Annotated in this window: 16 protein-coding genes and 1 pseudogene; 5 read left to right on the forward strand and 12 right to left on the reverse strand. The window is 70.4% G+C overall.

All coding sequences use genetic code 11. From position 1 onward, the window contains the following. Both ACFU9P_RS10265 and ACFU9P_RS10270 read right to left on the reverse strand, forming a co-directional pair. Positions 1-452 (reverse strand): annotated as a pseudogene (locus ACFU9P_RS10265) (hypothetical protein); the annotation flags it as partial. Further along, positions 449-2,107: a hypothetical protein gene (locus ACFU9P_RS10270; RefSeq protein ID WP_384078545.1), complete on the reverse strand. Its 1,659-nt coding sequence runs from the start codon at positions 2,105-2,107 to the stop codon at positions 449-451. The pseudogene ACFU9P_RS10265 and the gene ACFU9P_RS10270, both read right to left, overlap by 4 nt. Before the next feature lie 362 nt (positions 2,108-2,469). Here ACFU9P_RS10270 and ACFU9P_RS10275 point away from each other — a divergent pair, with 362 nt between their 5' ends. Further along, positions 2,470-3,411, forward strand: a complete 942-nt coding sequence (locus ACFU9P_RS10275) for a Gfo/Idh/MocA family protein (protein ID WP_384078546.1) — start codon at positions 2,470-2,472, stop codon at positions 3,409-3,411. A gap of 36 nt (positions 3,412-3,447) precedes the next feature. Here ACFU9P_RS10275 and ACFU9P_RS10280 read toward each other — a convergent pair whose 3' ends face one another. Continuing rightward, positions 3,448-4,158 carry a hypothetical protein gene (locus tag ACFU9P_RS10280; RefSeq protein WP_384078547.1) on the reverse strand — a complete coding sequence of 237 codons (711 nt, stop codon included), beginning with the start codon at positions 4,156-4,158 and terminating at the stop codon, positions 3,448-3,450. Between the two features lie 249 nt (positions 4,159-4,407). Here ACFU9P_RS10280 and ACFU9P_RS10285 point away from each other — a divergent pair, with 249 nt between their 5' ends. Further along, complete coding sequence (locus tag ACFU9P_RS10285; protein ID WP_376378928.1) at positions 4,408-4,683, forward strand: hypothetical protein; 276 nt, start codon at positions 4,408-4,410, stop codon at positions 4,681-4,683. A gap of 218 nt (positions 4,684-4,901) precedes the next feature. Here the strand turns inward: ACFU9P_RS10285 and ACFU9P_RS10290 are convergent, their stop codons facing one another. From ACFU9P_RS10290 to ACFU9P_RS10305, 4 genes are all read right to left on the reverse strand, one after another. Further along, positions 4,902-6,593, reverse strand: coding sequence for an SMI1/KNR4 family protein (locus tag ACFU9P_RS10290; protein ID WP_384078548.1), 1,692 nt, complete (start codon positions 6,591-6,593; stop codon positions 4,902-4,904). Positions 6,594-6,732: 139 nt separating this feature from the next. Then, positions 6,733-7,617, reverse strand: a complete 885-nt coding sequence (locus ACFU9P_RS10295; RefSeq protein ID WP_376378922.1) for a prohibitin family protein — start codon at positions 7,615-7,617, stop codon at positions 6,733-6,735. A gap of 192 nt (positions 7,618-7,809) precedes the next feature. Further along, positions 7,810-8,565, reverse strand: coding sequence for a hypothetical protein (locus ACFU9P_RS10300; protein ID WP_384078549.1), 756 nt, complete (start codon positions 8,563-8,565; stop codon positions 7,810-7,812). A 46-nt stretch (positions 8,566-8,611) separates the two neighbouring features. Further along, complete coding sequence (locus tag ACFU9P_RS10305; protein ID WP_384078550.1) at positions 8,612-10,192, reverse strand: DHA2 family efflux MFS transporter permease subunit; 1,581 nt, start codon at positions 10,190-10,192, stop codon at positions 8,612-8,614. 70 nt (positions 10,193-10,262) lie between these two features. Here ACFU9P_RS10305 and ACFU9P_RS10310 point away from each other — a divergent pair, with 70 nt between their 5' ends. Next, positions 10,263-10,931, forward strand: a complete 669-nt coding sequence (locus ACFU9P_RS10310) for a winged helix-turn-helix transcriptional regulator (protein WP_384078551.1) — start codon at positions 10,263-10,265, stop codon at positions 10,929-10,931. A 159-nt stretch (positions 10,932-11,090) separates the two neighbouring features. On the opposite strand, the gene glnA is transcribed toward ACFU9P_RS10310, so the two are convergent. Then, a complete protein-coding gene (glnA, locus tag ACFU9P_RS10315; protein WP_217308997.1) occupies positions 11,091-12,500 on the reverse strand; it encodes a type I glutamate--ammonia ligase in 1,410 nt (469 codons plus the stop codon). A gap of 279 nt (positions 12,501-12,779) precedes the next feature. On the opposite strand from glnA, the gene ACFU9P_RS10320 reads away from it, so the two are divergent. Next, positions 12,780-13,247: an RDD family protein gene (locus ACFU9P_RS10320; protein ID WP_384078552.1), complete on the forward strand. Its 468-nt coding sequence runs from the start codon at positions 12,780-12,782 to the stop codon at positions 13,245-13,247. A 134-nt stretch (positions 13,248-13,381) separates the two neighbouring features. Here ACFU9P_RS10320 and ACFU9P_RS10325 read toward each other — a convergent pair whose 3' ends face one another. The 4 genes from ACFU9P_RS10325 to lipB form a co-directional block, all read right to left on the reverse strand. After that, a complete protein-coding gene (locus tag ACFU9P_RS10325) occupies positions 13,382-14,080 on the reverse strand; it encodes a DUF4191 domain-containing protein (protein ID WP_376378905.1) in 699 nt (232 codons plus the stop codon). A gap of 9 nt (positions 14,081-14,089) precedes the next feature. Then, positions 14,090-14,293, reverse strand: a complete 204-nt coding sequence (locus tag ACFU9P_RS10330; RefSeq protein WP_376379138.1) for a hypothetical protein — start codon at positions 14,291-14,293, stop codon at positions 14,090-14,092. A 457-nt stretch (positions 14,294-14,750) separates the two neighbouring features. Next, positions 14,751-15,716: a lipoyl synthase gene (gene lipA, locus ACFU9P_RS10335; protein WP_376378902.1), complete on the reverse strand. Its 966-nt coding sequence runs from the start codon at positions 15,714-15,716 to the stop codon at positions 14,751-14,753. Between the two features lie 155 nt (positions 15,717-15,871). After that, positions 15,872-16,663: a lipoyl(octanoyl) transferase LipB gene (lipB, locus tag ACFU9P_RS10340; RefSeq protein WP_376378899.1), complete on the reverse strand. Its 792-nt coding sequence runs from the start codon at positions 16,661-16,663 to the stop codon at positions 15,872-15,874. Positions 16,664-16,957: 294 nt separating this feature from the next. Here lipB and ACFU9P_RS10345 point away from each other — a divergent pair, with 294 nt between their 5' ends. Continuing rightward, positions 16,958-18,481 (forward strand): regulator, encoded by a 1,524-nt coding sequence (locus tag ACFU9P_RS10345; protein WP_384078553.1) that lies wholly within the window; start codon positions 16,958-16,960, stop codon positions 18,479-18,481. Positions 18,482-18,601: the final 120 nt, after the last annotated feature.

Raw genomic sequence — 18,601 nt, forward strand, 5'->3', positions numbered from 1 at the left:
TTGGTACGCTCCACTCTGTGGGGGGGGGGGCTCCTGGGGCGGAGGGGGGGGGTTTGGGGGCGCCGTTTCGCGCCGGCCCCCGGGTCCGGGCCCCTGGCGCCCGTGCGCGCCCCGGCGCCCGCATTGCCGCTCTCGCTCGTGCCTTCGTGCTCACCTTCGCCCTCACCGAGTTGGGTGCCGTACGCCGCTCCCTGGCCGCCGTCGCCCGACCAGTCCGCGATGAAACCGTGCGGGATGTACGAGATGTAGCGAGTGTTCGGGCCGACCTGGACCTGGTCGTAACCGACATGGGCGTCCTGGTCGTAACCGCCGTTGGCATTCTGCGCGCGGTAGATCTCCCGGTGCAGCCGCAGGCCGGTCACGGGCTTCTCGCGCACCAGCGGTACGAGCCGGATGCCGCCCCAGACCTGGGCGGGCCGCGTGATCAGACCGGTGAGGTCGAGCCGGGTCATCGCTCCTCCGAAGCCGTCGAGTCCAAAACTGTCGAGTCCGAAAACGTCGAGTCCGGAACTGTTGAGCCGCTCGGGTCCTCGCCGCGCGGCCGCCCGCCCCGCCGGCCTTCCTCCGGCAACCGGCAGGGCGGATCGTCGTTCACGAACCGCTCCACCCGCCGGTCCAGATACGCCCGCAGCTCGGCCAGGCCCGTACGCCCTTCCGCGAACTGCGCGATCTCCACCAGCGCGGGCAGATCCTCCGCGTCCCGGATGCCCGCTGTCGGTACGCTCGGTGCCAGACGCCGCACGTCAAAACCGTCCGCGTCGTATACGGGGTTGAGATGCACCGCGCTCGTCCTCCCTTCCCGGTCGAGCCGGGTGCGCCAGACCCGCAGCACCTCGCCGGCCAGCCCGGGAGGCGCGTTGTCCCAGCCGTCCGAGACGATCACCAGCCGGTCGGGCGTGTGGTCGAGCGCGTCGATGATCCGGGTGCCGAGCGGTGTCGGGCCGTACGGCCGTACGAGCAGCGGATCGGTGCTTCCCGAGGTCCACAGCGGGGTGTACGAGCCGGGGGCCGCCAGCGCCTTCAGCAGATAGTGGCAGGCCAGCGCGGTGCCCAGCGGGCGGCGGCGCTTCTCCCCCGACCCGGACGAGGAGTAGCTGTCGTCGAGCACGGCGGCCACCCGCCCCCAGGTCCCGGCGTACGGGCCGGCCACCCGGCGCGCGGCCGTACGGAGGGCATGGCTCAGCTCGCCCCGGCGCCGCATCCGCTCGTCCAAGGGCAGGGAGAGGACGTACAGCGCGAGCCGGGTCAGCGGCATGACCGTCAGATCGGCCGGCCGGGGCCGCGCCGCTCGCGGGCCGGCGGTGTCCGCGTCGGCCAGGGCCAGGGCCGAGCGCTGGGTACGGAGCCGCTCCAGCCGGGTCATCCGCGGTTCCATCCGCTCCAGGAACGCGCCGCGCGGGATGCCGTGCCGGGCGGCGAACCCCTCGGCGACGGTGAACGGCAGTTCGTACAGCGCGCCTTGTTCGAAATGGGCGCGGCGGTACGCGTCCAGCAGGGCATGGCCGTACCGCTTGCGGCGGCCGGGCTTGAAGAGGAAGTCCCCGAGTTCGTCCGACCGGGCTTCGGCCGCCTGCCGCGTTCCCTCCGGGGTGAGGCGGGGAGCGGCCGGCGGGAGGCGGAGAGCGGCCGGCGGAAGGTGGAAGTGGCGCGCGGCGGACTTGAGGCCGGTGCGGTACTTGACCGCGTCGTGCGCCAGATCCGGCCGGGTGGCCAGCCATTCGCGCAGGATCGCGCGGGTACGGCGATTGCCGACCCCGGCGGCCCGCAGCTCGCGGAAGAGCCGGTAGACCCGCTGCGGGGGCAGCATGGCCAGCCGCCTGGCGATCAGCCGCCCCTCGGCGCGCTTCTCCTCCGGGCCTGCCTCGTGTGCCGTCCGCAGCAGCGCCTCGATGATCAGGACCGCGTTGTGGTCGTTGATGTCGAGGGCGAGCGAAGCGGCGTACACCGGACGGTAGTTGACCCGTACATACTCATGCAGAAAGCCGAGCGAGAGGCGCTGCGCGTGCGCCCCCGAGCGGAATTCGCGCTGGCCGGTGGCCGTGACGGCCGCGTTGACGAAGAGCAGCACGTCCTCGGCCGCGATCAGATCGGAGAAAGTCTCCGCCATGGTGTTCAGCCCCCCGGGTGCCTGCCGGATCCCGCCCCGTCGGCGGTGTCGGCCCCGGGCAGCGGTGCCGGCCGGGGCATGGAGGCGCGAACAGCGAAATCACTGCTTCAGAGGCAAGTCCCGGAAGTCGCACCGGAGGCCCGCGGCCGGCCCGAGCAACGTAACACCGGCCCTGGGGCACGCGGCCACTGTTTTACGCCCGTACCGCCGCGGTGGCCTGTGCCTGCGCGGCGGCGGTCGTCCGTACCGGCGTGGCTGTGGTGTACCGCCCCGTACCGGCCCCGGGGCTTTACGCCTCGTACTGCTCCCGTACCGGCCCCCGCGCCTCACGCCCCACAGGACCGCGGGGCAGACTGACCGCCATGAGCAAGCCACGAATCGGACTCCTCGGCACCGGCCCCTGGGCGGAGCGTACGCACGCCCCTGCCCTCGCCGCCCACCCCGGCATCGAATTCAGCGGCGTCTGGGGGCGGCGCCCCGAGGCCGCCGCCGCCCTCGCCGCCGCCCATGACACCACTGCCCACTCCGGCGAGAGCGGCCTCGACGCCCTCTTCGCCGAGAGCGACGCCATCGCCTTCGCCCTGCCGCCGGACATCCAGGCGCCGCTCGCGGTGCGGGCCGCCGCGGCCGGCTGCCATCTGCTGCTGGACAAACCGGTCGCGACGACCGTGGCCGCCGCCCGCGAGGCCGTCGCCGCGGCGACCGGCGCGGGCGTCTCGTCCGTCGTCTTCTGCACCCTGCGCTTCGCCCCCGGGACCGCGGGCTGGATCGACGAGCAGGCGGCGAAGGGCGGCTGGTTCACCGCCCACGCCTACTGGATGGGCGCGCTGTACGGGACGGGCGCGAACAGCCCGTACGCCGAGTCCCCCTGGCGCCGCGAGAAGGGCGGCCTGTGGGACGTCGGCCCGCACGCGCTGTCCGCGCTGATCCCGGTGCTCGGCGATGTCACCGGGCTGACGGCCGTACGGACCGGGCCCGACCTCACCCACCTGGTGCTCCGGCATGTGTCCGGGGCGGCCAGTACGGTGGCGCTGAGCCTGAGCGCGCCGGAGGCCGGGTCGGGATCGGGCGTCGAACTGCGCGGCGAGCGCGGTACGGAGGTGCTGCCGACCGAGTGGGGAGACCCGGTCGACTCGTTCCGCGCGGCGACCGACGCGCTGCTGGACTCGGTCCGTACGGGGCAGCCGCACGCCTGCGACGTACGGTTCGGGCTGCGGCTGACCGAGATCCTGGCGGAGGCGGAGGCCGAGGTGCAGCAGGCCGGGGCCGGGGCGCGGCAGGCTGCTGCTGTGGACAGGGCCTAGCGCCTCGGGCCTCCGGCCTCGCCGGCTGGTAGCCGGCTAGCCGACGCTCTGGACGCGTTCGATCCGGGCGTTGCGTATCAGGAACTTGCCCGGCTCGCGGACCTGCTCGAACGCCGCGTCGTTCAGCAGGGCGCAGCTCCCGGAGACCGACGTGACCTGGACCGTTGTCGACTTGTCGTTGTCGAGATTGGTCACGCGGAGCGTGGTTCCGGCCGGGAACTGATTGCTGGACGCGGCCGGGGCGCCCGCCTCGCCGGAGAGGGTGACGGTGGATCCGGCGCAGACGACCTCGCCGGCGCCGCCGTCACCTTCACCGCTTCCGGCGTTTCCCGCGTCTCCGTTTCCGGCGTTCCCAGCGTCGGCGTTCCCAGCGTCGGCGGGCGGTTCGGCGGCGGGCGGCTCGGCCGCGGGTGGCTGCTGCTCCACCGGGGCCTGCGCGGGGGGCTGCTCCGCCTGCGGCGGCCGGATGCTCTCCCCGGCCTGGCATCCGGACGCCGTCTGCTTGCGCTTGATCTCCTCGACGACCGCGACGCGGTTGGCGATCCGCGCCTCGGACAGCGCGTCCGGCGCGGCCTTCTGCGCGGCGATGAAACTCTCGTTGTTGCCGAGGGCCGTGGCCAGCCCGTCACAGACCACCGACGCCTGGCTGGTCCCGGTCATCACCACCGCCGTACCGCCCACCAGCGCGGCGGCGCCGGCGAGCAGGGCGAGCTTCTTCCGGGTACTGAAGGTCTTCTTGCGGGACACGTGTGGGGGCTCCTGTCCCCGGCCGTACGGGGGCGGCCGGCTGGGTTCCGTGTTGCCGTTGGGTACGGGCGAGCCCTCCGTACCGTTCAGCCGTCACACCCGTGACTTCGGTCCTGATCCCTGTGCGGCAGCCTTTCCAATGACCGTCAAATGCCCTCTGGCCAGGGGCGATTGTCAGTGGGGGGCGGTAAAATAGGGGTAGTTCGTGAGGGTCCGTAAGGGTCCCACCACCGCGCCGGGAGGTCGCCGATGGCCGTTGCCACAATCACGACGAAACTCTTCGAGATCCAGCCGACCGCGCCCACCATCGTCCGCAAACCACTGCCGGCGGGCCAGCCGCGGGAGTGGTACGAGACCCACAACCGCCGGCTCAAGGCCATGCGCCTCGCCATCGCCCTGCTCGACTCGGGGGTGTACCACCCGGCGAGCGCGACCAACCGCCGGATCCGGAGCACGGCGTCCCGGATCGGGGTCCACCCGCCGTCCGACACCACCTGCCGCATGGTGCGCGCACTGATCCGCTGAGATACGGCGCTGATGTACGGCGCTGAGGCATGGGGATCCGCTGAGGCACGGCCCGGCTGAGGTACGGCTTCGCCGGGCACGGCCGTACACCGGCTCTCCGACCCGAAAGGGCCGGAGAGCCGGCCCGGACCTCGTAGCCGGCCGGCCCTCATGGGCCCTCACGGGCTCTTACGCCTTCACGCCCTTACGCCTTTACGGCATGGGCCGCCGCGCGGGCGTCAGGCGCCGGTGACCCAGGGCCCGGTCCGTACGGTGTGAAGCCGCCCGCGCGTGAGCGCGAACCGGGGCAGGGACACCCCGTACTCATCCGTGATGGCGGCGAGCGCCTCGTACTCGTCGTCGGGGTCGAGCGCGAAGTCCTCGGGGTCGGGGAAGAGTTCCTCGGGGTCGAGGGACTCGGGAAGAGTGCCCCACTCCTCGATGTCCCCGTCATGCACGGTGAATCCGTACTGGCGCCGTCCGTCCTCCGCGTACGAGAAGTGGAACGTACCCGCTTCCTCCTCCGCCTCGCTGCCCCGCTCCACCCATACCGTGACGGACGCGGTGCCCCGGGACGCCTTCTCACCGAGCCCGCCCGCCGGGAAGGACTCCTGGAGGGACTGGTGCAGGGACTCCTGGAGGGACTCAGCGAAATCGGCGTCGCGGCGGCTTTCGAACGCGAAGCTCCACCCGCTGTCGCCGCCGCAGGAGCCGATACGAGCAGCGTCCCCCGCCTCCCGTTCATCGGCCGGCGCCGACAACGGCCCTTCCTCGCCCGGCCCTTGTCCGATACGTACGGCCAGCTCCTCCGGCGATATGCCCTCGACGAGGACGAACCGGTAGGAGCCCCCCTGCTCCCCGTCGTCGGCGAGCCAGCCGAGCCCGTCACCGTCCGACGCGAACACTTCCCCGCTCGCCACGGCTCCTTCTTCGCGCTGCTCCCCACGGGGCGTTTCGAGGATGTACCGGCCGCGCTCCGGTGTGATCACCGGCCCGAGGAAGGGATCGGCGAGCAGACCGACGGGGGCTATGTGCTCGCTGCCATTGGGCTCCCAGTCGGCCACGGCGTCCGCGATCGTCTCCCAGGCGGCGTCCGTATCACCCCACCGTGCGTGCTCGCGCGCGGCCGCGACCGCCTTGCCGAAGGCGCCGGACGGCTCGTACCGGTACGTACGCTCGCCACCTTCGGTCTCCGCGTCGCCCCCGGCCCGCGCGCCGACCCCCGCCTCGTCCGGACCGAGCCGCTCCAGTGCGGCCAGCGGTCTCAACTCCCGTACGTCCAGCGGCCCGCCGTCGAGCATCGCCTCCACCTGGAGCCGCAGCCCACGGGCCCGGCTCCGGCCGTGGGCGTCCGCTTCCATGAACAGGTCGAGCCGGCCGTCGATGTCGTCGCCGCCGAGGCAGCCCGTGCGCGCCTCTTCGACATCGGCGTCGAGTTCGCGGGTGGTGGCGTTCGTGAAGCCGGGGGAGTCGGCGTGTGCGCGGTGGAACTCCCGGAACAGCTCCTGCATCAGCTCCAGGAACGACTCGTACCGCTCCTCCGGACCACCGCCGGCCCGGCTCCGGTCCAGATACGCGGCCCACTCCCCGTCTCCATCCACATCACCGGGATCGAGCAGCACCTCGATGTCCGCCCCCGTGACGGCCAACTGGAGCCGCGCGCCCGGCTCCGCGTCATCGTCTCCGTACCACCGAACCCCCTCCACAGCCCCGACCACCCCGACCTCGGTCCCGGCGGCCCGCCATCCGTCGGTGACCGCGAGGAACGACCGATAGGTCAAGGGCAGCCCGACCCCGAGCCGCTCCTCCACCTCCCGTATCCGCCCCTCGTCCACGCCCGCGAACCCCAGCCACGGCTCACTCCCCCCGACCAGGTCCTCCCAGTCAGCACTCCACCGCTCAAGAAAGGGCCGCCAGTTGTAGATCTTCATGCCCCCCATCGTGCCAGCGCCCACTGACAACCGACACCCGCGGAAGCACCGATACGCCAGAACGCCACCCCGCTGTCGGCGGGGTGGCGTTCAGAGGTGGCGTTCACCGGACAACTCGGGCGGCAGGCACGCGCGCGCGTCAGTTGCGCGTGCTGTCCACAATGACGGGCGTATCACCCGATCCCGACCCGCACGGCACCGCGTACACGGGGTTGGCCTTGGCGGCTTCCTTGAAGGCATCGATGCACTGGTTCCTCAGGACCCGGTCGGTGAGCGACCGCTCCAGGATCCCGTTGGCCCTGGCGATGCCCTCGGCCTCGATACGCCTGCGCTCGGACTCGGCCTTCGCCGTACGCGACGCCTCGACCGCGCGCTCGGTGGCCTGCTCCTGCTGGAGCTTCTTGTCTATCTGCTCCTGAAGCTGGTCGGACGGCCGCACATTGCGCAGATTGACATTGGTGACATCGATGCCCCGCGGCTTCAGCCGCTCCTTGATCTGCGCCTCGATCTCGGAGGCTATGGCCTGCCGCCCGGAGGCATAGCCCTCCTCGCTCTTGTGCTTGGCGAACACATTCCGGATGATCTCCCGGCTGTCCGGCAGCACCAGCCGCTCCTGGATCGCGTCCTGACTACCGGCCAGCCGGTACAGCTCCACCGCGTTCGCCGGTGTCACGGCCCACTTGACGGTGACATCCGCGTACAGCACCCCGCCCTGCGACGAGCGGACCTCGACCACGTCCTTGTCGTTGAGATTGAGGTCCACGGGCCGGGTGGAGAAGCTCGTCACCTCGGTGAAAGGCGTCTTCAGATGCATCCCGGACGTCAGCGGCGCCCCGATCTTCCCGAACAGCACGGGCACCCCGACCTCGTACGCGCTCACCACATACACACAACTGACAACCCCGAACCCGACCCCCGCCACCCCGGCAAGCGCGGCCCAGACCTTCAGCCCACCCGCCCGACTCCGCCCCACCACGCCCAGCACGACGGCCGTGACGACAAGCAATATGGCCAGCACAAACATCGAAGGATCCTCCCCCGTCAACCCAACCCCCACGGCTCCCCCGCAGGTTGGCGCAACCTAACCACGCAACCACCCCCACAACACGACCGGCCCCCATGTCACGCAGGAGGCGTTCGAGGGGGCCGGCGTGGTCGTCGGGTCTTCGGCGGTGTCGGAGGGGGAGGGCAGGGGGTGCGGGCGGGGCGTCGCCTTTCAGCGGTAGCTGAGACCGGCGCCGGCGATGCTCGTCGTATCCGGCCGTGTCCGTCCAAGGGCGGCCATGCGCAGCAGAGACGTGATGTGCAGCGTGAACAGCAGTGGGACGGCGGCCGTGGGGATCAGGGCGAGGGGTAGTTGGGTGATCGCCTGTGTGGAGGGTGTCACGTCGAGGACGTGGTTGCCGATGAGGATGGCGAGGGTCAGCGCCGTGACGAGATCGATCATGCCCAGCACGTTGAACCGCATCACGGTCCGTCGACTGGTGCCCTTCGCGATACGGCGGGCGACGAAGGGTGCGGCGAGCCCGGTCGCGATGTCGCCCAGTCCGGCGGGCAGGGCGAACAGAGGGGGCAGGTGGCCGAGGGCCATCATGATCAGGAACACCACTCCGACCACGCGGAACGTGTGCGGCAGTTCAAGGCGGCTGAGCATCCCTGGGGCGGCGAGGGCACGGGCCACCATGGGAATCCGGGTGGCGGCCAGCAGGGCGACCAGCACGGCGGCGAACGTGATCGGCAGCCCGGGAAGCCGCCCAGGTTTGTTGAGATACCAGCCGTTCGCGGCGATCAGCCCGCTGATCGTGAACCAGCCGCCGAGCAGCACCGCCGAGCTCACGCCGAGCCCGACCGCCCGGCGGCGGCCGAGATCCGCGAGTTCCGCGCCCCGATACAGCACGAGGCCGGTCGACCCGACCAGCCCGGCTATTCCGGCGAGAGTGAGTACCCAGACATAGACGGGCACGTCAACCATCGCAGTCACCTCATTTCAGTATCTGATTGCCAACGTGTTGATGGACTCATGTGTTGACGGCCGCTCGGCCGCTGGTGGCGCCGGCCAGGTCGGCTGCGTCGTCCGGTTCGGGCTTCGACGGGGGCTGAGCGGGCAGGAAGGCTCCCGCGAGCAGCGCGCCGGCGACTGCGGCGAGTCCGGCTACGACACAGCCGAGAACGAGGCCGTCGTGGAAGGCGTCACTCGCGGCCTGGTGTACGGCCTGGGCCGTGGAGGACTGGCCGAGGGCGGCGAACCGGCCCGAGACACCGAACGCCGCTCCGACAGACTGATGGGCGAGGTCCGTCAGCCCGGAGGGCAGCGGCGGGAGGGCGTCGGTGAGGCGTGAGTCGTACAGAGTGGCGTAGGCGCTGCCGATGACCGCGACACCGAGGGTTCCGCCGAGCAGGCGGGTGGAGTCGTTGATGGCGGACCCGACGCCGGCCTTGTCGGCCGCGACCGCTCCCATGATGGACTCGGTCGCGGGCGCGGAGGTCAGGCCCATGCCCAGGCCGTAGACGACCATCTGGACGGCGATGATCCCGTAGTCGAGCGTCGGGCTGAGGGTGCCTGCGGCCCAGAAGTAGAAGACCGCCTGGAGGGTCAGCCCGGCCGTGACGATCGCCTTGGTGCCGAGACGGACCGCCAGCCGCGTGCCGAGGGTCGATCCCACGGCGACGGAGATCGCGACCGGCAGCAGGTGGACACCGGTGGACAGCGCGCTGTAGCCCCGGATGAACTGGAAGTACTGCGTGATCAGGAAGATGAACCCGAGCAGGGTGAAGAACGCGATGGTGACCGCGGCGCTGGCGGCGCTGAAGCGCATGTCCTTGAAGAGCCGCACGTCGAGCATCGGCTCGTCGGCGCGGCGCTCGCTGACGATGAACGCGATCAGCAGGATCACGGAACCGGCGAAGCCGGCGAGCGACGCCGGGGATGACCAGCCGTGGTTCGGGGCCTCGATGATGGTGTAGACCAGCAGCCCCATGAAGCCGCCGGACAGCACAAGGCCCAGGTAGTCCAGGCGGTGCGGGGCGGGATTCCGCTCCTTGGGGACGAACAGGGCCACCAGGGCGATGACGGCCAAAGAGATCGGACCGAGGACGTAGAAGGTGCTCGCCCAGCTGTAGTGCTGGAGCAGGAAGCCGCCCACGATCGGCCCCAGCGCGATGGCGACGCCGGCCGTGGCGCCCCACAGACCGATGGACAGCGCCCGCTCCTTGCGGCTGGTGAAGACGCCGGTGAGCAGTGCGAGTGTGCCCGGGAAGGTCATCGCGGCTCCCAGGCCCATCACGGCCCGGGCCGCGATCAGCTCCTCCGGTGACCCGGCGTACCCGCCGACGAAGCTGGCTGCGCCGAACACCAGCAGACCGGCCATGAGCATGCCCTTGCGGCCGAAGCGGTCGGACAGGCTCCCCGAGGTCAGCAGCAAGGCGGCGAACACAAGGTTGTAGGCGTCCACGACCCACTGCAACTCGGCGGTGGAGGTGTCCAGCTCAAGCGACAGGGTCGGCAGCGCCACGTTGACGAGCGTGGTGTCGAGGTTGATCACGAACGACGCCGTGAGGAGGGCGACGAGCATCAGTGGTTTCGATGACGTACGAGGCATGGTGGAAGATTACACCTAGCCAGTTTATTTTCTCTACCAGATGCTTTAGCTCTTGCAGTACGCTTGGCGCATGCGGAGCTATGGTCAGTACTGCTCGATTGCGCGGGCCCTTGATGTGGTGGGGGACCGCTGGACGCTGCTGATCGTCCGGGAGCTGCTGTTGCAGGGCCCGTGCCGGTTCACGGACCTCAAGAACGGGCTGCCGGGTATCGCGGCGAACCTCCTGTCGACCCGCCTCAAGGAGCTTGAGGCCGCCGGGCTGATAAGCCGCGAGGACGCACCGCCGCCGATCGCCACCGTCCTCTACCGGCTGACCGAGTCCGGTCAGGAACTGGAGCCGGCGCTGAAGGCGCTCGGGTTGTGGGGGCTTCGGTTCATGGCCGACGAACGGCCGGACGACGCGTTCCAGGCGCGGTGGCTGGCCTACGCCCCGGAGTGGTTCACCACCGACGCCGATCCTGACGCCCCGCCCGCGGTCATCCAACTCATCGCGTCCGGCGAACTGGCCGTCATCGAACTGCGAAACGGCCGGGTCCACACCCGGCTCGGCCGCGCCACCGACCCCGACCTCGTCCTGGACGGACCGCCCCGTGCCGTCCTCGGCCTGCTCAGCGGCCTGATCAATCTCGAACGCGCCGGTCAACTCGGTCTGTCCACCACCGGCCGACGGGACCTCCTCACCCGCCTCCGCCCGGTCGCGCACGACCGAGCGCATGCCCAGGACGAGACCCCGGGATGAGCGTCGGCTCCAACCCGCCGACGGGGACCTCGTACGTCCGCCCGCCATGACCGTTCGAGACCATGGTCGGCAAACGTCGAGACCATGGCCGGCAAACACGGAACAGCCCCTCCGATCGGCCGTTCGCCTGATCGGAGGGGCTGCGGGAGATCCTTCGGCCTAGATGTCGAAGTACAGCTCGAACTCGTGGGGGTGCGGGCGGAGTTGGATGGGGGCGATTTCCTTCGTGCGCTTGAAGTCGATCCAGGTTTCGATCAGGTCCGAGGTGAAGACGCCGCCGGCCTGGAGGTATTCGTTGTCGGCTTCCAGGGCGTCGAGGACGGCCGGGAGAGAGGTGGGGACCTGGGGGACGCCGGCGTGCTCTTCCGGGGCCAGTTCGTAGAGGTCCTTGTCGATCGGCTCGGCCGGCTCGATCTTGTTCTTGATGCCGTCGAGGCCCGCGAGGAGGAGGGCGGAGAAGGCCAGGTACGGGTTCGAGGACGGGTCCGGGGCGCGGAATTCGACGCGCTTGGCCTTCGGGTTCGAGCCCGTGATCGGGATGCGCATCGCCGCGGAGCGGTTGCGCTGGGAGTAGACCAGGTTGACCGGGGCCTCGAAGCCGGGGACCAGGCGGTGGTACGAGTTCACCGTCGGGTTGGTGAAGGCCAGCAGCGACGGGGCGTGCTTGAGGATGCCGCCGATGTAGTAGCGGGCGGTGTCCGAGAGGCCCGCGTACCCCTGCTCGTCGTAGAAGAGCGGGCTGCCGCCCTGCCACAGCGACTGGTGGACATGCATGCCGGAGCCGTTGTCACCGAAGATCGGCTTCGGCATGAAGGTCGCGGTCTTGCCGTTGCGCCAGGCGACGTTCTTCACGATGTACTTGAAGAGCATCAGGTCGTCGGCGGCGGCGAGCAGCGTGTTGAACTTGTAGTTGATCTCCGCCTGGCCGGCGGTGCCCACCTCGTGGTGCTGGCGCTCGACCTGGATGCCGGACGCTGCCAGCTCCAGGGAGATCTCGGCCCGCAGATCGGCGAAGTGGTCGACCGGCGGCGCCGGGAAGTAGCCGCCCTTGTAGCGGACCTTGTAGCCGCGGTTGTCCTCGATCGCTCCGGTGTTCCAGGCGCCGGCCTCGGAGTCGATGTGGTAGAAGCCCTCGTTCGCGGTGGTGTTGAAGCGCACGCTGTCGAAGACGTAGAACTCGGCCTCCGGGCCGAAGTACGCGGTGTCCGCGATGCCGGTCGAGGCGAGGTAGGCCTCCGCCTTCTTGGCGATGTTGCGCGGGTCGCGGCTGTACTGCTCGCCCGTGATCGGGTCGTGGATGAAGAAGTTGATGTTCAGCGTCTTGTCACGGCGGAACGAGTCGACCCGGGCGGTCGACAGGTCCGCGCGCAGCGCCATGTCCGACTCGTGGATGGCCTGGAAGCCACGGATCGACGAGCCGTCGAAGGCCAGCTCGTCCGCGGGGTCGAACGCCTTCGCCGGGATCGTGAAGTGCTGCATCACGCCAGGCAGATCGCAGAAGCGGACGTCCACGAACTTGACGTCCTCGTCCGCGATGAACTTCTTGGCCTCGTCGGCGTTCTGGAACATCCAGCTCCTCCTCCTCCCGACCCGGGGTGGGGCGGGGGTTGTCGCTCGGTCGTGCGGCCAGTGCGGTGGCACACGCTGAAGCCGACCATAGGTTTCCGGCATTTCTCAAGCATGACCCATTTGTTTCGGTGAAGTTAACCGGCCCGAGCGCGCGCCGGGGCGTACACCACCCTCAGCACCCTTCCGTACGCCCCCGTCACACCCCGTACGCACCCCCGTCGCACCCCCCTCCGTACCCCCGTTCCCTGGGCTCCGGCACCCCCGCAGTACCGTGGTCGGGTGGACAACAGGCAAGCAATCGGATCCTGGCTCTCCGGGCCCCGCGCGGCCGCCGAGGACATGGGAGTCGACTTCGGCTACCGCGGCGAACGGCTCGGCCTGCCCGAGCACGGACCCGGTTCCGTCGCGCCTCTCGGCCGCCGCTTCGGGGCCATCTTCGTCGACTGGGCGCTCTGCATACTGATCGCATACGGGTTGCTCGCCGGACGTGACTGGCAGGCAGCGGGCAACTGGGCCCTCGCTGTCCTGCTCGTACTGAGCCTCCTCACCGTCGGTACGGTCGGCTTCACCCCCGGCAAGCGCCTCTTCGGCCTCCGCGTCGTCGCCGAGGCCGGCGGCCGGGCCGGCATCGTCCGTGTCCTCGTCCGCAGCGCCCTGCTCTGCCTAGCCATCCCCGCTCTGATCTGGGACCGCGACGGACGCGGACTCCACGACCGCCTCTCCCGGACCGTCCAGGTGCGGATCTAGAAACCCGGGAACGACTGAACCCGGGAAACGACCGAAACGCGGGAAACGAACGACCGAAACGCGGGAAACTGAAACGACTGAGGGCGGCCGCTCAGCAGCGGCCGCCCTCACCCGTATCCGTCATATCCGCACCGTCAGCGCATCTTCCCGCCCCGCGGCATCCGCATGCCCTTCGGCATCGGCCCCTTGGGCAGCGGCATATTGCTCATCAGGTCACCCATCGCGCGCAGCCGGTCGTTCGCCGCCGTCACCTGCGGGCCCGCCAGTACGCGCGGCAGCTTCAGCATCGTCGTACGTACCTTCTTCAGCGGCACCTGGCCCTCGCCGTCGCCGACGATGATGTCGTGCACCGGCACATCGATCACGATGCGCTGCATCCGCTTCTTCTCGGCCGCCAGCAGGGTCTTCACCCGGTTCGGGTTGCCCTCGCCCACCAGCACGATGCCCGCCTTGCCGACGGCCCGGTGGACGACGTCCTGATTACGGTTCATCGCCACCGCCGGGGTGGTCGTCCAGCCCCGGCCCACGTTCTCCAGAACCGCGGCCGCGGCGCCCGGCTGACCCTCCATCTGTCCGAAGGCTGCCTTCTCGGCACGGCGGCCGAAGACGATCGCCATCGCGAGGAACGCCAGGATGAAGCCCAGAATGCCCAGATAGATGGGGTGGTTGATCAAGAAGCCGACCGCGAGGAAGACACCGAAGGTGACGATTCCCACACCCGCGACGACAAGACCGACCTTCGAGTCGGCCCGCCGGGTCATCTTGTAGGTAAGGGCGATCTGCTTCAGTCGCCCCGGGTTCGCAGCAGTGTCTGCGCTTTCCTTCCTCGCCATGCGAGAAGTTTACGTGGCGCGGGAAGTGGCCTTCGACACGGCCTCCATTACGTGCTGGGCCTCGACCCGGTCCTTGGCCCTGCGGCGGTCCTCCAGGACGGCCGTCCAGGCGTTGCGGCGGGCCGTGCGCTGGCCGCCGCTCAGGAGGAGGGACTCCACGGCGCGCAGCGCGCCGGCGACGGAGGGCCTGACCGGGGTGGTCCTGGCGGCCATGGCCCGGGCCGCGGCGGTTCGCGCCGGGGCGGTCCGGGTGCTGGCCGCCCTGGCTTCGGTGACGGGTCGTACCGGCGCGTCCTGCATGATGGCGATCCCCTCACGTGCGGGTGTGGTGCGGTGTGCACGAGCGTGCGCGGTCCGTGGAACCAGGTTCGTTCACAGGTTCATTCACTGGTGTTACCAGGGCGTGACCGAGTGGTCAAACGCGAATGAAACCCCGGCAGGTGGCCCGCGAACGGCCGGGAAAACGGCGGAGCGGTCCGTACCGCCCCCGACCTGCGGGGAGGGTACGGACCGCGCTCCGGCCGGCCGTTACTGTCCAGTAGTCACTTGTGCCCGGATTCACAGAACGCTTGCGCCGAGCGGGTGGGATTCACCGCCCGCGCCGGACGCCTGCGCCCACCGTCCGCGTCGAACACCCGAGCCGCACCACGCCCCGTAAAGAACACGGGCCTCACACCGCCTGGCCCGCCACCGCCGCGCCACGCCGCTCGACCGCCTGCTGGTACAGCCGCCCCGCGCGGTACGAGGAGCGCACCAGCGGTCCCGACATCACCCCGGAGAAACCGATCTCCTCGGCCTCCTCCTTCAGCTCCACGAACTCGTGCGGCTTCACCCAGCGCTCGACCGGATGGTGCCGTACGGAAGGCCGCAGATACTGCGTGATCGTGATCAGCTCGCACCCCGCCTCGTACAGATGCCGCAGCGCCTCGCTGACCTCGGCGCGCTCCTCGCCCATGCCCAGGATCAGATTGGACTTGGTGACCAGGCCCGCCTCTCGGGCGCGCGTGATCACCTCCAGCGAGCGCTCGTACCGGAAGCCGGGCCTGATGCGCTTGAATATGCGCGGCACCGTCTCGACGTTGTGCGCGAGCACCTCGGGGCGGGACGAGAAGACCTCGGCGAGCTGCTCGGGCACCGCGTTGAAGTCGGGGATCAGCAGCTCGACCTTCGTACCGCCCGCCGCGCGCTCGGCCGTCCGGGTGTGGATCTGGCGCACGGTCTCCGCGTACAGCCAGGCCCCGCCGTCCTCCAGGTCGTCACGGGCGACGCCGGTGATCGTGGCGTAGTTCAGGTCCATCGCGACGACGGACTCGCCGACCCGGCGCGGCTCGTCACGGTCCAGCTCGGCCGGCTTCCCCGTGTCGATCTGGCAGAAGTCGCAGCGCCGGGTGCACTGGTCGCCGCCGATGAGGAAGGTCGCCTCGCGGTCCTCCCAGCACTCGAAGATGTTCGGACAGCCCGCCTCCTGGCAGACCGTGTGCAGGCCCTCGCTCTTCACGAGTTTCTGGAGCTGCTGGTACTCGGGACCCATTTTCGCCCGGGTCTTGATCCACTCGGGCTTGCGCTCGATGGGGGTCTGGCTGTTCCGGACCTCCAGACGCAGCATCTTGCGTCCGTCGGGTGCGACAGCGGACACGTCCGGCACCTCTCTCTGCTGGCGCGGCATTCGATTCTTCGGCGAACACCAGGTTACGCCCGATATTTACGTGGCATTACGTCTGGCCAACCCATGGCCAGAGGGGCGCATTCCCCCGCGCAGGAACCCCCGGACCGGGAGGGCCGGCGACGGACTCAGGCGCTCGCCCGCTCCCGCGGCCTCAGTTCCGCGTGCGCGAGCACCTCGCGCAGATGCGTCTCCAGTACGGGAAGGACCTCCGCGATCGTGATGTCCCTGCCCAGCTCGTCCGAGAGCGAGGCGACCCCCGCGTCCCGGATCCCGCACGGCACGATCCGGTCGAACCAGGTGTTGTCCGGGTTCACGTTCAGCGCGAAGCCGTGCATGGTCACGCCCTTGGCGACCCGGATACCGATCGCCGCCAGCTTGCGGTCCTCGCGCCGCTGGCCCGCGTTGGACGGGGCGTACTCCGGCCCGTTCAGCCGCGGGTCGAACTCCTCGTCCGCCACCCGCGGATCGAAGTCCAGCGACAGCCCGCCCAGGGACGGGCGTTCACTCACCGGGTCCCCGAGCACCCACACCCCGCTGCGCCCCTCGATCCGGGTGGTCTCCAGGCCGAACTCCGCGACCGTACGGATCAGCGCCTCTTCGAGCCGCCGGACATGCGCGACGACATCGACCGGGCGCGGCAGCTTGAGGATCGGATAGCCCACGAGCTGGCCGGGGCCGTGCCAGGTGATCTTCCCGCCCCGGTCCACATCGATGACCGGGGTGCCGTCCAGGGGGCGCTCGCTGTCGGCCGTGCGCCGTCCCGCCGTATAGACCGGCGGATGCTCCAGCAGCAGACAGGTGTCCGGGATCTCGTCCGCGAAGCGGGCCGCGTGGACCCGGCGCTGCTCCTGCCATGCCTCCTGGTACTCGACGGCCTGCTCGCCGAACCCCATTCGGATGTACCGAAGCTCACTCACCGCTCACTCACCAGCTCACTCACGGCCGTCTCCTCAGAACGTTCATCGTGCACGGGTCACGCCCCAGCCACTGTACGGCGGCTCCCCGCGGAGCGGCCGGGCAGGTGTTCCGGCGCCGGAGCGCGGGGCTTCCGCGGGCCGATAGGCGAGGGCTCCCGTCAGCGGCGCCCTTGATCCTCACACGATCGGATGAATGTGGGGCGAAGGCAGCGGTGGAAGCGTTCGCGACCGCTAAATTCGCGCCGTTCCATATGGGCTGCTCCCGGGCCCGGAAGGCAGGAGACCGCACAGCTAATGTCGGAACGACCTCCGCAGCGCATCCCCAACCGCCAGCTCGCCGCGCTCATCGCGGAAGCCGGATTCTCGAACGCAGGTCTCGCCCGCCGGGTGGATCAGCTCGGTCTGGAACACGGCCTGGATTTGCGGTACGACAAGACGTCGGTGACGCGCTGGCTGCGCGGGCAGCAGCCGCGTGGCACGACCCCCGCGCTGATCGCCGAGGTGTTCACCCGCAGACTCGGCCGCCGGCTCTCCGCGCAGGATCTGGGGCTCGACGCCTGCGCGCCGGTCTACGCGGGCCTGGAATTCGCGTCCACGCCGGAAGAGGCCGTCGACATCGTCGCCGGGCTGTGGCGCAAGGACTCCGGCAGCCACTCGGAACTGCGCAAGATCGCGTTCACCCCGGCCGGTCTTGTCGTCCCCAGCCGCGACTGGCTGATCGGACGCGCGGACGAACGGGTCGGCTCCGCCGGCCTCGAAACGTACGGGGGCAACCGCGCCGCGGAGAACGGCGGCCGCGAGGGTGCGGGCCGTACCGCCGACAGCGGCCCCGTCTCGCACGAGGGCGGGCACCGTGTGCCGTTCCAGGGGCGGCCGGGCACCCTCCCCAGGCCGCGCACCGAGCGCGCGGCGGGCCAGCGCGTCACCCTCGGCGATGTCGCCGCGCTGCGCTCGGTCGGCGACCTCTTCAGCACCCTCGACCAGACCTACGGCGGCGGCCACGCCCGCCAGGCGCTCGTCCGCTATCTGGAGCACGAAGCCGAACCGATGCTGCGCGGGCTGTACGGGGAGGCCACCGGCCGCCGTCTCTTCGCCGCGGCGGCCGAGCTGACCCGGCTCGCGGGCTGGACCTCGTACGACATCGCCGCCCATGGCCTCGCCCAGCGCTATTTCGTACAGGCCCTGCGGTTGTCCCAGGCGGCCGGGGACCGCGCGTACGGCTCGTACATCCTGATCACCATGAGCCGTCAGGCCGTCTATCTCGGCCACGGCCGGGAGGCGGTCCAGCTCGCGCGGGTCGCGCAGCAGGGCGTCGGGGGCTCCGCGCCCCCGGTCGTCCAGGCACTGCTGCACTCCGCCGAGGCGCGCGGGCACGGGGTGCTGGGGGAGGCGCGTGCGTGCACGGCTTCGCTCGTACGGGCCGAACGCGCGCTGGAGTCGGCGCGGCCCGGCGACGAAGTGCCGCACTGGGCGCGCTTCTACGACGAGGCGCAGCTCGCCGACGAGTTCGGGCACTGCCACCGGGATCTCCAGCAGTACCGCGCCGCCGCGCAGTACGCCGAGCGCTCGCTCCAGCTCCGCGCGCCGGCGTACGCCCGCAGCCGACTCTTCTGCCGGGTCGTGCTCGCCTGCGCCCGGCTCGGCCTCGGCGAGCTGGACCAGGCGTGCCTGCTGGGGGCGGAGGCGGCGAAGCAGGTGACCGAGATGCGGTCGGCGCGGGCGGTGGAGTACGTACGCGACTTCGAGCGGCGGCTGGAGCCGTACCGGGACGCGGCGGCGGTACGGAACTATCGCGACCGGATCGCCGCGCTGGGCTGACCCGAGCAAGCTGTGCTGTGTCCTCAATCGCCGGACGGGCTCCAAACCTTCCCGTTCGGCGAGCTAAGAAACACACCGGGCCCTCTCGTGATTTGGGACAAACCGACAACCGGAAAGGAC

Source organism: Streptomyces sp. NPDC057617, from assembly GCF_042800555.1.
GTDB lineage: Bacteria > Actinomycetota > Actinomycetes > Streptomycetales > Streptomycetaceae > Streptomyces.

Excerpts from the sequence above, each read along its gene's own strand:
- ACFU9P_RS10345 (WP_384078553.1), top strand. The coding sequence starts at position 16,958 with ATGTCGGAACGACCTCCGCAGCGCATCCCCAACCGCCAGCTCGCCGCG.
- ACFU9P_RS10290 (WP_384078548.1), bottom strand. The coding sequence starts at position 6,593 with ATGAAGATCTACAACTGGCGGCCCTTTCTTGAGCGGTGGAGTGCTGAC.
- ACFU9P_RS10285 (WP_376378928.1), top strand. The coding sequence starts at position 4,408 with ATGGCCGTTGCCACAATCACGACGAAACTCTTCGAGATCCAGCCGACC.
- ACFU9P_RS10295 (WP_376378922.1), bottom strand. The coding sequence starts at position 7,617 with ATGTTTGTGCTGGCCATATTGCTTGTCGTCACGGCCGTCGTGCTGGGC.
- ACFU9P_RS10310 (WP_384078551.1), top strand. The coding sequence starts at position 10,263 with ATGCGGAGCTATGGTCAGTACTGCTCGATTGCGCGGGCCCTTGATGTG.
- ACFU9P_RS10270 (WP_384078545.1), bottom strand. The coding sequence starts at position 2,107 with ATGGCGGAGACTTTCTCCGATCTGATCGCGGCCGAGGACGTGCTGCTC.
- glnA (WP_217308997.1), bottom strand. The coding sequence starts at position 12,500 with ATGTTCCAGAACGCCGACGAGGCCAAGAAGTTCATCGCGGACGAGGAC.
- ACFU9P_RS10300 (WP_384078549.1), bottom strand. The coding sequence starts at position 8,565 with ATGGTTGACGTGCCCGTCTATGTCTGGGTACTCACTCTCGCCGGAATA.
- ACFU9P_RS10330 (WP_376379138.1), bottom strand. The coding sequence starts at position 14,293 with ATGGCCGCCAGGACCACCCCGGTCAGGCCCTCCGTCGCCGGCGCGCTG.
- ACFU9P_RS10305 (WP_384078550.1), bottom strand. The coding sequence starts at position 10,192 with ATGCCTCGTACGTCATCGAAACCACTGATGCTCGTCGCCCTCCTCACG.
- ACFU9P_RS10325 (WP_376378905.1), bottom strand. The coding sequence starts at position 14,080 with ATGGCGAGGAAGGAAAGCGCAGACACTGCTGCGAACCCGGGGCGACTG.
- ACFU9P_RS10275 (WP_384078546.1), top strand. The coding sequence starts at position 2,470 with ATGAGCAAGCCACGAATCGGACTCCTCGGCACCGGCCCCTGGGCGGAG.